The sequence below is a fragment of the Acidimicrobiales bacterium genome, assembly GCA_035630295.1.
Classification (GTDB): domain Bacteria; phylum Actinomycetota; class Acidimicrobiia; order Acidimicrobiales; family Iamiaceae; genus Iamia.
Genome location: DASQKY010000020.1, coordinates 13,806 through 26,990, shown reverse-complemented (window position 1 = coordinate 26,990; position 13,185 = coordinate 13,806). Strand labels below are relative to the sequence as shown.

The window sequence follows — 13,185 nt, the reverse complement described above, 5'->3', positions numbered from 1 at the left end:
CCCCCAGCGGCCCGCCCGCGGACGGAGGCCCGAGATGAGGGCCACCGCGGTGCGCCCCGGCGAGCTGGGCGAGGCCGAGATCGCCCGCTGGGCCGCCCTCCAGGAGGCCGATCCCGACCTGGCCAGCCCCTTCCTGCGACCCGAGCTGGCCGTGGCCATCGACCGGCACTGGCCCGACACCCGGGTCGCCGTCCTGGAGGACGGACCCGACGTGGTGGGCTTCTTCGCCTTCCACGCCGGCCGGCTCGGCGCCGGACGGGCCCTGGGCCTGGGCCTCACCGACGGCCAGGGCGCGGTCCTGGCCCCCGGCGTGCCCTGGGACGCCGGGGCCCTGCGCCGGGCCTCGGGCCTGTCGGTGTGGGAGTTCGACCACCTGGTCCCCGGCCAGGCCGACACGCTGGCCCCCCGACACGCCGCCCGGCACGCGTCACCGGTGATGGACCTGGGCGACGGGGTCGAGGCCTGGGCCGCCCGGCGGGCCGACTCGGGACGCATCAAGAAGGCCCGCTACCACGGGCGGCGGCTGGCCCGGCAGCGGGGCGAGGTGGAGGCCCTGTTCGACACGCGGAGCCACGACGACCTGGCCCTCCTGATGCGCTGGAAGTCGGCCCAGTACCGGCGGACGGGCCGGCGCGACCGCTTCGCCCAGCCCGCGGTGGCCGGCCTGGTGCGCGACCTGCTCGACACCCGCACCGACGGCTTCGCCGCCCACCTGTCGGCCCTCACCGTCGACGGGACCCCGGCCGCCCTGTGCCTGGTGCTGCGCTCGCACCACGTGCTGGCCCACTGGTTCCCGGCGTATGACACCGAGTTGTCCCGCTACCAGCCGGGCCTGGTCCACCTGCTGGAGATGGTGCCCCTGGCCGCGGCCGACGGCATCACCCTGTTCGACCTGGGAGCCGGGGAGCACGACTACAAGGACAGCTTCAAGGACCGGGAGGTCACGGTGGTGAGCGGCACCGTCCACCACCCCGGCCCGGCCAGCTGGCTCCACCGGGCCCGGACCGGCCCGCCCCGGGCGGCCACTGACTTCGTGCTGGCCCACCCCCGCCTCCGCCTGGCCGCCCGGAAGGCACTCCTCCGGGCCGGCACCGCCCGCGACCGACTGTCGAGCCGACGGCGGGGGTGACCGGCCCCCGCCTCGACCTCACGGCTGGGGGTCTGCTCGAGGCGTGCGGGTGGTCCACGGGAACCGATCCCGGCGTGGCCAACGCTCAACCGCTGACCGGTCCTCCGGTGCTCCGACGCAGGATCGATCCGACCGCATGGGGGAGGTCGCTCATGGTCGAGATCGTGACGGCGCCCGTGCCGTCGAAGTCGCTCTCGGCTGTGAGCCCGCCTCCGACGTAGACGACGCAACCCATGCCGGCCGCGCTGGCCGCGACCGCCCCCGGGCGGCTGTCTTCGACGACGACGCAGGCCGACGGCTCGAAGCCTTCGACCTGAGCCGCGTGCAGGAACAGATCGGGAGCCGGCTTCCCGGCGGCGACGTCTTGCGAGGAGTAGATCCGACCGGAGAAGCGCGGCAGCAAGCCAACGGCACCGAGGGTCGCCTTCAGCTTCTGGTGGGTTCCGCTCGACGCGACGCACATCCGTGCGCTGCCGAGCTCGTCGATCGCCGCGAGGACCCCCGCCACCGGTTGGACCTCCCGGCTCAGTCGTTCGATCAGCGATCGGGTGTAGCGCACGTCCCAGTCGGGCACGGGTCGACCGAGCCGCTCAACGACGGCCGCCCGCATGAACTCGTCGGAACGCCCCACGAACCTGTCGATGATCTCCTCATCGCTGACCTCCCAACCGAGATCCGCGAGCACTTCCCTCGCATGGGCGATCGAGATCCGCTCACTGTCGACCAACACACCGTCACAGTCGAGGATCACCAGGCCGTCGACCGTGCCGGCGTGAGCGCCGTCGATCGAGGACGCGGTCGCCGCGTGAGGCGCGGGGGGTCCGCTCGCGTCGGCGGGGATGGAGATCCTCGGATCGCGGGCCAGCCCGAGCTCCGACTCGTCCATCCCGAGATCGATGCCGAGCTGTCGGGCGTCGCGACGGAGGGCCTGCGCCTCGTCGGCCGAGGCGACGGCATCGGCCAGGACCAACAGCGCCCGCATCCGTTCGACCGGGGCGGTGCGCTCGGGAACCATGTCGAGCGCCTGCCGCGCCAGCGCCTCGGCCCCGCTGGTGTTGCCGTCGAGCAGGTCACAGCCGGCGAGGATCCGAAGCGATCGCGAGCGATGGGCCGAGGTTCGGCACAAGACGAACGCGTCCCAGACCATCGAGCGGGTGTCGTCGACGTGGACGGCGTGGCCTTCGCCCACCGCGATCTGGAGTTGCACCTCGGCCGACACCTGGACGAAGTACAGGAAGTACCGGTCACGCGAGGGAAGTTCGTCGTAGATCGATGCGGCCTCGGCCAGCAACGACGACGCCTGCTGGACATCGCCGAGCGCAAGGTGCGATTCCGCGATCCGCGTCAGGGCGCTTGCGACGTTGGTCTGGAAGTGCTCGACGGAGAGGAGATCGGGATCCTCGCGGACCCCGGTCGCAGGGTCCCGGAGCAGATCCAGGGCCCGCTGCTGTTCGAGCAACGCAGCGTCCGGGCGGGCCTGCATCGTCAACGTGTTCCCGGCGCAGCTGTGGGAGAAGACGTGGTACAGCGGGTGCCCGGTCCGCTCGGCTTCGATGCGTGACTGGGCGTAGTGGCCGAGCGCATCAGCGAACCGGCCGGAGTACTGCGCGGCCAGGCCGCGGAACTGGTGGATGCGGAACGCCACCGAGGCCTCGCCCGCTCGGAGGACCTCGATCTGGGCCATCTCGTAGAGCACGTCGGCGCCCTCGAGATCGCCGTTGTGGTAGCGGATCGCACCGCGGAGGAACAGCACCAGGGCCGCCTCCTGCGGCTCCACGATGCTGGTGCCCAACCACTCCAGCTCGTCCGCCGCGCCGTTCTGCCCGAGTCGGGCGAACACCGCGTTGTCGTGGAGGAACTGGAAGTACCGGCTCGCGGTCGCGACCAACGATCGAGCGATGGTCTCGCGTCCCACCTCGTCGAGCTGCACCCGATCCCGAGCCAACTCCCAGTCGTTCAGCCACTCCTGGAAGGCTGGTCCGTCCCCCAAGTCTCGTCGCAGCGCGTCGACGTGTCCAGCGCCTGACAGCAGGCGGATGGCCGAGTCGACCTGGTCGCAGTGCAGCAGGTGGTTGATGAGCGTGCTTCGCCGACTGCCCGAGTCCAGGGCCTCCTGGCTCAGCCAGTCGACGATGAGCTCGTGGAACCGGCGGACCTCCCGACGGGTGAAGTGATCTCGCAGGTAGTCGTGCACCGACTTGTGGAAGAACGCGAGGCGCACCGCATCGTGGTCCAGGAGCTCCTCCACCGCCTCCAGCGCCCGATGCAGGTCGTGGCTCGACACCTCCTCGAGGATCTCTCGGAGGTCGCGACGATCGATCTCACCAGCCGCGACGTGGATCGCTCCGAGCACGTCGGCGGTCACCGCCGCTCCGACCTGCTCGCTCGCCCGATCGACGACCCGCTTGATCGCCGATGCCATCGGGTCGGTGCCGGCGGACGGTCCTATCGCCGGATCTCGGTCCACCGAGTTCGCGAGCAGCAGCTTGAGCACCAGAGGGTTCCCCTCCGCGCTCTCGTGCAGGTCGGACAACCGCTCGAAGCTGATCGAGGACCCCGTGGTCTTCGCGTAGCGCACGGTCTCGGACAGGTCCAGCGGCTTCAGCGAGATCCGTCGGGCGTCGAGAGCGGTGATGATCTCGCCTTCGATCGTTCCGTCCCGCACCGACAGGAAGACCCTCGTCGATGGCGGGGGTGGAGCAGGCAGCAGTGAGAGGACGCGCTGGAGCGGAACGATGTCGATCTCATCGAGCCCGTCGACGACGAGCACCTCGCGTTCGCCTCGGCGGTCGATCTCCACCAGGAGGTTCGACAGGTCTCTCGCCAGGACGTCGACGTCGTCGGCGACGGCCAGCGGGAAGCCGTACTTGACCACGATCTGCCCGACCAACGACTGAAGGATCAAGCGCGGCTTGTCCCGGCCGGAGTCGCGGCCGACGATGTGGTGGACGGGTCGGGCCGTGTCGAGCTCGTGGATGAGCCGGCACAGGAGGGACGTCTTGCCCGAGCCCGGTGGACCGGTGATGACCCGGACCCCACCATCTCCCTCGGTGCTCGCGAGCGAGATGAGCGATCTGAGCAGCGCCTCCCGGCCGACGAAGGCATCCGACCGTGCTCGTATCAACCGTTCGAGACCCGCGAAGTAGTACCGCGATGCGCCGGGGGTCTCGGTCGTCACGTGCTGGCCACCCGTCGGAGATCGGCACCACCACGGGCCCAGCTGACGCCACGGGCGTCGGTGAAGGTCAGGTGGGCGTGCAGCTCGGCATCGAGCTCGGTGACGGGCACACCGTGGATCTTGAACTCGACCTCTCCGGCGGGCACGAGAACCGATGCCGACCAGTCCGGCTCTGCATCCGAGCGTGCTCCACGAACCGCGACGTTGAACACGGGGTCGATAGACCTGTTCACCACGTGACCCACGATCACGGCGACCGTGCCGTGAGCAGGGGCCTTCATCTCGTACCAGGCCGAGACCTGTCGGGCTTGCTCCTCCACCTCCTGGCGCATGGCCTCTCGACGGTCTCGCCGGACCAAGTACAGCGTCGAGACCAACGCGCCGACCGTGCCGACCGCGGAGATCCAGTCCGGCCAGGAAATGCCCGCAGCAAGCATCGAACCTCCCCGTTCCCTCCGTGGCACCCGCACGGGCCGAGCGAGCCTGACATGACGACCCGTGCGATGGCCCACAGTACCCAGCCCGGAGCGGTCACCTCCTGCCGTGACAGCGGTGGACGCCCTAATGTCCACGTCGGTTCGGAAGGGGTGGTCGGATGTCGCCGGTGATGACGCTCGTGATCTCGGCCGTGGTCGGTTCGCTGGCATCGCTCGGGACGAGCTATCTCCAGGCGTGGCGGGAGCGTCGCGACAAGCGCCGCGACCGGCTCCAGGACATCCTCGACACCTACCGCGAGCCGCTCGCCAGCGCCGCCTTCGACCTGCAGAGCCGGCTCTACAACATCTGTGTCAAGGGGTTCATGGACGAGTACCTGTCCAGCGAAAGGGAGTACGCCGTCCGGAGCACGCAGTGGCTCGTCAGCCAGTACCTGGGCTGGAACGAGATCATCCGCCAGCGGATCCAGTTCCTGAAGGTTGACGACGCGCAGCAGGACCTCGAGCTGGTCCGCCTCCGCCAGGAGATCGCGTCTGCGTTCGCCAGCGACGGCTCTGACCTGTCCCGCCCGCTCCGGACCTGGCGGTCGGACCAGCGGGCGATCGGTGAGCTGATGATCGTCGATCAGCAGGCCGACCGCTGGACCTGCATCGGATACGGCACCTTCCTCCGTCGAGTGGCGGATGAACCGCTTTTCTCCGACAAGGTCGACGCCCTACAGGTGGCCGATCTGCGCGACCCCTCGCGTCAGGATCGTGCCGTCCGACTCCAGCGTGCACTGGTCGACCTGATCGAGCGGATGGACGTCGATCGCTCGCGGTTCCCACTCGACCTGCGCGGCAAAATCCCACTGGACGAGCCACTCAGTCCGGCAGATGCCCTCGAAGAGCTCAGGGCGAGCACCAAGCGGCCGCGCCTCGCCAGCTTTCGATTCGACGGCTCGTTCCATGAACCGGCAGCGCAGTGGGCGGCAGAGCTCGGGTGGCACGTCGTCCACCACACCGACTCCTCGACCCACTACGTCCGCCTGCCCACGTGGCGCCGACCGGGCGGCCGCGTCACCGTGGAGCGACGGGCCGGGCGAGTCGAGATCCGGGCGGTGGCCGCGCTGCCCCCGCTCTGGCAGCTCACCAGGCGCCGTCTCAGGGTTCACGAAGAGCCCGTTGCGGGATGCACCCTCTGCGATGTGAACGTCCTGCTGGCCATGTTCGACCGGCCGATCGTCCGTGACCTGCCGAGCGACGACGGCTTCTCCTCAGGGCCGTAACGGCCCACGTTCGGCGGGGCGGGCAGCCGAGGCTGCTGCCGCTGGGGACCTTCACCCTCAGGAAATGTCGACGACGATCACCGCAGCTCTCGGGTCGAGAACGCATGGATCGACATCCCCTCACGGGCGGCCACGCGCTCGAACCGCTCACCGACGTCGTCCGGCGCCATCCGCAGGTAGTTGTCGCTGCGGGTGAAGAGGACCCAGTCTTGCGTGGTGAACCGGACCGACAGGTTGTACGCGTTGGTGGAGGAGCTGCGTGCGGTCGCCCCACGGTGGCGAAGCGCGAAGTGGTTCGCCGAGAGGTTCGAGGTCAGCAGCCGAACGATCGAGAGGGACCTGTCGGCGCTTCAGCAGGCGGGGGTCCCGATCTACGCCACCCCTGGCCGTCGTGGCGGGTACGCGATCGATGTCCAGCACACCCTGCCGCCCTTGAACCTCTCAGCGGCCGAGGTGGCGGCGGTCGCCACGGCGTTGGCGGCCGACACGGCGGCGCCGTTCACCCACGCGGGTCGAACGGCACTGCAGAAGATCCTGGCCGTGCTGGGTGAGGTCGACGCGGAAGGCGTGCGTGAGCTGGCGTCACGCGTCCGGGTGTTCGATGGCGCTGACGGCCATAGCCGCCCCTCGGCGGCCGTCGAACGAGCGATCGTGGCGCGGCAGGTCCTCGACATCACCTACCGTGACAAGGCTGGCGAGGTCTCGGCGCGAGCGGTCGAGCCCGTTGCGGTGTTGGGCGTCCGGCCGCACTGGTACCTGTGGGCGTGGTGCCGGTTGCGGCAAGAGCCACGGTCGTTCCGCCTCGACCGGATCACCGATGCGGTGATGACCGACGAGGTCGTGCCCAATCGGGGCCTCGATCCCGCCACCATCGAGCTGACCGAGCTGGTCGGGCGAGGGATCCTCGGGGGCTGATCCCCGCCGAGTCGGAGGGTTCTTCGTAAACACCGACACCATGTTGTCGTCGGGCCAGCCCACGGTGTGGCCGTGGCAACGAACCCGAACCCGTTCCGGCTCACCACCGAGGCCGAGGTCACCGCGATCCTCGGCGAGCCGCCTGGTTTCGTGCTGGCCAAGATCAGCGATCGAGTCGATGCGTCGGCCGCCTCGTTCATCGCCCGATCACCGCTCGTGTTCGTCGGCACCGTCGACCGCGACGGTGGCGTCGATGTCTCACCCAAGGGGGACGCCCCCGGGTTCGTCCACGTCACCGATCAGGGATCGCTGCTGATCCCCGAACGCAAGGGCAACAACCTAGCGTTCGGCCCCCACAACATCTTGGCCACCGGCCGAATCGGGCTGGTCTTCGTCGTACCCGGCCAACGCGAGACGCTCCGGGTCAACGGCGCCGCCGCCCTCGACAACGACCCGGCGCTGCTCGAACAGCTCAGCGCACGCGGCAAGCCTTCGCTGTTGTGCACCGAGGTGAGGGTCGAGGAGTGCTTCTTCCACTGCGGGAAGTCCATGATCCGCTCCCGAGCCTGGGACCCCGACAGCTGGAACGTCGACGGGACGTCTCTCATGGTCGACCAGGTCGTCGACGCCCTCGGCGGCGACCCCGCACTGGTGCCCATCGTCAACGCCCAAGTCGAGCAGAACTACATCGACGACCTCTGATCCGCAAGCCGCCAGGACGCCGAACGGCTGCTCTGTGGCCTTCCCCAGCCGCCGCCGTCCGGGGTCAGCATTCGTAGGACGTCGCCGGCATTCAGGCGGAGGGTGCACTTGTCGGGCAACGGCCCCGCCTCGGACTCGTGGCCGCCTCGTAGGAGCCAGTTCTCGCCAGCTGCGCCGGGGCGCCGCTGGCGAGCCCCAGGGTTGGGAGTCCCGGCGTTCGGTGATGAGGCCACGGTGACGTCTTCCAGCATCTCCAGGTCTCGCTCGATGCCGTCGCCGCCTCGGACGCTCCCGGCTCGCCCGCTGTCCGGCCGGATCCGATGGCGGCGGACCCGCAGCGGGAACGAGCGCTCCAGCGCCCCGATGGGCGTGTTGCGGGTGTTCGTCGAGCAGCTCAAAACACCCGATCGCTCAGCGGGGAAGCACCGTGATCGAGCACCGTGGCCCGGGCGCCCGAGCGAGGCGCCCATCGGCCGTGACCAGGGAAGCCTGCAGTGCCTCGGCTACCGCCACGTAGGTGGCGTCGTAGGCGCTCACGTTGCCACGAAGCTCCCAGATCCGGGGGAGCAGGCCCTGCACGCCGATGCGCTCTATGCCGAGGCGCCCCCAGGTGTCGATGGCTCGCCAGGCATCGTCGGCCTCGAGATCGCCTCGCAACACCTGGGACCGCAGCGCATGCGCCACCTCGGAGTCGGCCAGGTGAGGACAGGCCACCGCACCTTCTCGGAGCGCCGACCGCGCCTCGCCGTCGTTGAGCAGACCGAGGATCGCCGCCGAAGCATCGATGACGATCACCGCTCGCGGCGCCCAGCCTCGACATCGCCCACGATGGCCGCCGCCTCGGCCCCGAGGTCAGGAAGATCAGCCAGAAGCGCGGGATTGCCCTCCCGACGGGCGATCATCGCCAGCTCCCGGGTGGCGAAGGCGGAGACCGACATCCCCTCTCGCGCCGCCAAGCGTTCGAGGCGCTCACCGACCTCGTCCGGCACGTTCCGAAGGTAGAGCGTCTTCATGTCGCAGAATGCTAGCACAAATATCTCAAAGTGCGAATAGAGGCAAGCCCCCCGCGCATCCCCTTGACCGCGGCAACCTCACACCTCGACGTCGTCAAGCCAGGTCCGACGATGCACGATCGGGTCCTCGCCTCAGCCGACGATGCCATGCCATCGTCGGGATAGGCCCTCCCGAGCCCCACGGTCGAGATCGATCGGGCATCCACATCACATGGTTGACGGCGCCCGTGGACATCACGTGTTCCCGAGGTGACCCCAGCCGCCGCCGCCGGGGGTGAGCATTCTCAAGACGTCGCCGGCGCTGAGGCGCAAGGTGCACTTGTCGGGGAGGGGTTCGGCTCGGTCCTCGTCGCCTCCTGGAAGGAGCCAGTTCTCACCGCTGGCGCCGGGGGCGCCACCGGCGAGGCCCGGGGGCTGGGACGTCCGGCGCTCAGTGATGAGACTCACGGTCACGTCCTCGAGGACCTCCAGGTCTCGCTCGATGCCGTCACCACCCCGCGCCGAGCCAGCTCCGCCGCTCCCCTGGCGCAGGCGATAGCGGAGAACCCGCAGGGGGAACGCCCGCTCCAGGGCTTCCGTCGGAGTGTTCCTCGTGTTCGTCATACCCGTGTGAATTCCGGATTGGCCGGGGACGGGTAGGGCGCCTTGGTAGTCAACTTGACGTGTGTTGGTCATGCCGGTGTGGATCGCCGACTGGCCGGGGTGGGCGGGGCGGGCGCCCTGGCCTCCGGCGATGGTCTCGTAGTACACCCAGCCGTCGCCGCCGATGAGGACGTTGTTCATGGTGCCCTGGGAGGCGGCGCCCACCCGGTCGGGGGCGGCGCCGGCCAGGGCGGCCAGGCACACATCCGCCACCCGCTGGCTGACCTCCACGTTGCCGGCGCCCACCGCGGCCGGGAAGCGGGCCGCCACCACGGTGCCCGGCGGGGCGACGACCTCCACCGCCCGGAGCCCGCCACCGTTGGCCGGCACCGACGGGTCCAGCACCGAGCGCAGGGCGAACACCGCGGCGCTCACCGTCACCGCCTCCACCGCGTTGACGTTGCCTCGGCGCTGGGGGTCGCTGCCGGTGAAGTCGAACGTGACGTGATCGCCGGCGATGCGCACGGTCACCACGATGGTCGTGGGCTCGCGCTGGTCGGGCGCCGAGCCGAAGGAGTCGAGGACGTCGGACGCCGTCCACTCCCCGTCGGGGAGGGCGGCGAGGGCGGTCCGCACCCGGCGCTCGCCGTAGGCCACCACCTCGTCCAGCGGCTCGTCGGCCAGCTCGGCCAAGCGGGCCACGCCGACCACGTTCGCCCCCACCTGGGCGTCGATGTCGCCCCGGCGCTCGTCCGGCGTGCGGGACGAGGCCACCAGCACCTCCCGCACCTCGGGCGTGAACCGCACCGGCGGGAGGCGTAGGCCCTCCTGCTGGATCTCGGTGGCATCGGCGGGCAGCGACCCCGGCGCCGCCCCGCCCACATCGGCGTGGTGGGCCCGGTTGGCCACCCAGCCCACCAACCGGCCCTCCGGCGTGTGGCACGGCGCCACCAGGGTCACGTCGTTGAGGTGCGTCCCGCCGGCGAACGGGTCGTTGACCACCACCTGCACCCCGGGCTCGGGGTCGGGGCCCGCGGCGGCGATGGCCGCCCGCACCGACGCCGGCATCGACCCCAGGTGCACCGGGATGTGCTCGGCCTGCACCAGCAGGGTGCCATCGGCGGTGAACAGAGCGGCCGAGCAGTCGGCCCGCTCCTTGATGTTGGGGCTGAACGCGCCCCGGCGCAGGACCGCCCCCATCTCCTCGGCCACCCCGGTCAGGCGGGAGATGACCACCTGCAGGTGTGCGGGGTCCGGTTTCACTGGTCAGATCCCCCATCCGTGGGTACCGTCGACCTCACGCCACCGGCAGCGGGCGTCGTGCGCTCCTCCCCGTCACCCACGACCCGGAGTCGCCTGCCATGCCCCTCGTCGACGAGGCCAAGCGCCATGACCTGTACGTCGCCATCGAAGACCTGATCGGACCCGAGCGAGCCGAGACTTTCATGAACATGATGCCACCGACCACCTGGGACGACATCGCCACCAAGGCCGATCTCTCCGCCCTGGAACTGAAGCTCGAGGCCAGGCTTCACAAAGAGCTCCAGGCCCTGACCCGCACCTTCATGCTGGGCCTGTTCACCAGCACCGCGGCTACCAGCTCCCTCTGCATCGGCGCCATCGCCCTGGCGCAGTAGCTCACGGCGTCCTCCGCAGGAGGAGGGCCCCGAGGGGACCGGGCTCGGCCCGCCAACCGGGGGCCACGTAGACGGTGCAGTCGGCCTCGGCCAGCACGGCGGGACCCATTGCGCCGGCCCGGTCGGGGGCCGGCAGGTCGGTGACAGCCAGGGGGGCGGGACGGCGGGCGGTGGCCCGCAGGGCGACCACCTCGACGGGGGTGTCGGGCCGGGCGTAGCCGTTGCGGCGCCGGTGCTCGTCCGCGAAGGCGGCCACCGACGGCACCCGCAGCTCGTGGGACTGGCCGGCGTAGCGGCAGTCCAGCTCGACCACCACGTCCACGCCGTCGGCCTCCCCCAGGGCCGACACCGCCTCGGCGCCCAGGGCGGACAGCGCCCCGTCGAGGCCGGTGTGGTCGGTGGGGGTGGGCCAGGTCCGGACCACGTCGTGCTGGCGGGCCCCGCACAGCAGGCCCACCGCGGAGAGCACCCCGGCCCGGGGCGGGACGATCACCGTGGCCATCCCCAGGGCGTCGGCCAGGCCGCAGGCGTGGAGGGGCCCGGCCCCCCCGAAGGCCACCAGGGCCAGGCCCCGGGGGTCGACACCCCGGGCCACGGTGACGGCCCGCACGGCCTGCTCCATGGCCGCCTCCACCACCCGGATGACGCCGTCGGCCTCGATGCCGGCCCGGTCCAGGGCGGCTCGGGCCGCCCCCCCGTCCACGGGGCCCAGGCCCGGCAGCACCGTGTCGGGGGCCAGCCGCCCGGCCACCAGGTCGGCGTCGGTCACCGTGGGCTCGGTGCCGCCCAGGCCGTAGCAGGCCGGGCCCGGCACCGCCCCGGCGCTGCGGGGGCCGACGACCAGGGCGCCGCCGGGGTCGAGGGCGGCGATCGACCCGCCGCCGGCACCGATGGTGTGGACGTCCAGCGACGGCAGCCGCACCGGCAGGCCGGCCACCTTCCGCTCGCCCGCCGGCTCGGCCTCGCCCCCCCGCACCAGGCACACGTCGGTGGACGTGCCCCCCATGTCGAAGGTGACGGCGTCGGGGAAGCCGCAGGCCTCGGCCACCGCGGCCGCCGCGGCCACGCCGCCGGCGGGGCCCGAGAGCAGGAGGCCGGCCGGCACCTCGGCCGCCCGCTGGACCGGGACCAGCCCCCCGGCCGAGGTCATGACCAGGACCTCGTCGGCGGCGCCGGCCAGGCCCCGCAGGTAGGCGCGGCACGGGGGCCGGAGGTAGGCGTTGGCCGCGGTGGTGACGGTGCGCTCGTACTCGCGGAACTGGGGCGACACCTCGTGCGAGCAGGTCACGTCGTGGCCCGCGGCCCGCAGCCGGTCCGCCACGGCCCGCTCGTGGGCCGGGTCGAGGTCGGAGTGGAGGAGGCACACCGCCACCGCCTCGGCCCCGTCGAGGTCGAGGGCGGCCACACCGTCGAGGTCGACCGGCTCGCACTCGGAGCCGTCGGCGGCCAGCCGCCCGCCCACCTCGTGGCGGTCGGCCCGGGCCACCAGCGGCTCGGGCCGGTCGGCGAAGGGGTCGTAGAGCGAGGGCCGGTCCTGGCGGCCGATCTCGATCACGTCCGCGAACCCCGACGTGGTCACCAGGGCCACCCGGGCCCCCCGCCGCTCCAGCAGGGCGTTGGTGGCCACCGTGGTCCCGTGGGCCAGGACCTCCGGCCGGCTCCCGTCCCCACCGGTGGGCGAGGGGCCGGGGCCCACCGACTCGCCGGCGGGCCCGGGGGCGGGCAGGGCGCCGATGCCGGCCCGCACCGCCCGGCCCGGGTCGTCGGGGGTGGAGGGGACCTTGGCCACCGTGCCGTCGGCCGCCACCACATCGGTGAACGTGCCGCCGGTGTCGATGCCGACACGGGAGCGGGCGGGGGTCACGGCCAGCGAGTGTGCCACCCCCTCCCGCGGCGCGGAGCAGATCTCCCCCGCTCCACCCGCCGCACCGGCCACGGCATAGGGGTCGACGTTTCACCGGGGACCTCGGCGGGCAGCCTCAGGCAGCCAGGGGTCACCACCCCCGTGACGATCCGGCTTCCGGTCCTCATGATGGCCTCACCACCTCCCCTGAAGGCACGACCATGAACCGACGCTCGGAGCGCACCAACGTCCTCGTCGCCACCGGCGGCCTCGCACTGGTGCTGCTGGCCTCGCCGCTCTCCACGGTGGTCACCGTGGCGGTGGCCCTGAGCATGGTCGGGCTGGCCCTGGCCTACCGGCTCACCGCCAACCCGCTCCACGTGGTCCGGGCCGGGGCCGAGGCCGAGGCACCCCCCCACCCCCTCCCCTGAGATCGAGGCGCCCGGCCCCCCGGCCGGGCGCCCCAAGCCCGTCCCGCCCTCCG

The 13,185-nt window shown here is 71.6% G+C and carries 12 protein-coding genes; 6 read left to right on the top strand and 6 right to left on the bottom strand.

Annotated features, from left to right (window positions below; genetic code table 11):
• Positions 1 to 34: 34 nt before the first annotated feature.
• Positions 35 to 1,129 carry a GNAT family N-acetyltransferase gene (locus VEW93_04875; protein HYI61118.1) on the top strand — a complete coding sequence of 365 codons (1,095 nt, stop codon included), beginning with the start codon at positions 35 to 37 and terminating at the stop codon, positions 1,127 to 1,129.
• Positions 1,130 to 1,214: 85 nt separating this feature from the next.
• Here the strand turns inward: VEW93_04875 and VEW93_04870 are convergent, their stop codons facing one another.
• Positions 1,215 to 4,307: an HAD-IA family hydrolase gene (locus VEW93_04870; protein HYI61117.1), complete on the bottom strand. Its 3,093-nt coding sequence runs from the start codon at positions 4,305 to 4,307 to the stop codon at positions 1,215 to 1,217.
• Entirely contained in the window at positions 4,304 to 4,744 is a 441-nt protein-coding gene (locus VEW93_04865) for a hypothetical protein (GenBank protein ID HYI61116.1), read from the bottom strand. The genes VEW93_04870 and VEW93_04865 overlap by 4 nt, the downstream gene beginning before the upstream one ends.
• Positions 4,745 to 4,914: 170 nt before the next feature.
• On the opposite strand from VEW93_04865, the gene VEW93_04860 reads away from it, so the two are divergent.
• The 3 genes from VEW93_04860 to VEW93_04850 all read left to right on the top strand — a co-directional run bounded on the left by VEW93_04860 (position 4,915) and on the right by VEW93_04850 (position 7,626).
• A complete protein-coding gene (locus VEW93_04860) occupies positions 4,915 to 6,009 on the top strand; it encodes a hypothetical protein (protein HYI61115.1) in 1,095 nt (364 codons plus the stop codon).
• Positions 6,010 to 6,225: 216 nt separating this feature from the next.
• A complete protein-coding gene (locus VEW93_04855; protein ID HYI61114.1) occupies positions 6,226 to 6,924 on the top strand; it encodes a WYL domain-containing protein in 699 nt (232 codons plus the stop codon).
• A gap of 72 nt (positions 6,925 to 6,996) precedes the next feature.
• Positions 6,997 to 7,626: an MSMEG_1061 family FMN-dependent PPOX-type flavoprotein gene (locus VEW93_04850; GenBank protein HYI61113.1), complete on the top strand. Its 630-nt coding sequence runs from the start codon at positions 6,997 to 6,999 to the stop codon at positions 7,624 to 7,626.
• 411 nt (positions 7,627 to 8,037) lie between these two features.
• Here VEW93_04850 and VEW93_04845 read toward each other — a convergent pair whose 3' ends face one another.
• The 3 genes from VEW93_04845 to VEW93_04835 all read right to left on the bottom strand — a co-directional run bounded on the left by VEW93_04845 (position 8,038) and on the right by VEW93_04835 (position 10,484).
• Positions 8,038 to 8,421: a type II toxin-antitoxin system VapC family toxin gene (locus VEW93_04845; protein ID HYI61112.1), complete on the bottom strand. Its 384-nt coding sequence runs from the start codon at positions 8,419 to 8,421 to the stop codon at positions 8,038 to 8,040.
• Complete coding sequence (locus VEW93_04840) at positions 8,418 to 8,639, bottom strand: hypothetical protein (protein ID HYI61111.1); 222 nt, start codon at positions 8,637 to 8,639, stop codon at positions 8,418 to 8,420. The genes VEW93_04845 and VEW93_04840 overlap by 4 nt, the downstream gene beginning before the upstream one ends.
• 234 nt (positions 8,640 to 8,873) lie before the next feature.
• Positions 8,874 to 10,484, bottom strand: a complete 1,611-nt coding sequence (locus VEW93_04835; protein ID HYI61110.1) for a hydantoinase B/oxoprolinase family protein — start codon at positions 10,482 to 10,484, stop codon at positions 8,874 to 8,876.
• Positions 10,485 to 10,582: 98 nt separating this feature from the next.
• Here VEW93_04835 and VEW93_04830 point away from each other — a divergent pair, with 98 nt between their 5' ends.
• The gene (locus VEW93_04830) at positions 10,583 to 10,858 is read left to right on the top strand and encodes a hypothetical protein (protein HYI61109.1); all 276 of its coding nucleotides are present in this window, start codon (positions 10,583 to 10,585) and stop codon (positions 10,856 to 10,858) included.
• A gap of 1 nt (position 10,859) precedes the next feature.
• Here the strand turns inward: VEW93_04830 and VEW93_04825 are convergent, their stop codons facing one another.
• Positions 10,860 to 12,722 (bottom strand): hydantoinase/oxoprolinase family protein, encoded by a 1,863-nt coding sequence (locus VEW93_04825; protein ID HYI61108.1) that lies wholly within the window; start codon positions 12,720 to 12,722, stop codon positions 10,860 to 10,862.
• 200 nt (positions 12,723 to 12,922) lie between these two features.
• On the opposite strand from VEW93_04825, the gene VEW93_04820 reads away from it, so the two are divergent.
• The gene (locus VEW93_04820) at positions 12,923 to 13,132 is read left to right on the top strand and encodes a hypothetical protein (protein HYI61107.1); all 210 of its coding nucleotides are present in this window, start codon (positions 12,923 to 12,925) and stop codon (positions 13,130 to 13,132) included.
• Positions 13,133 to 13,185: the final 53 nt, after the last annotated feature.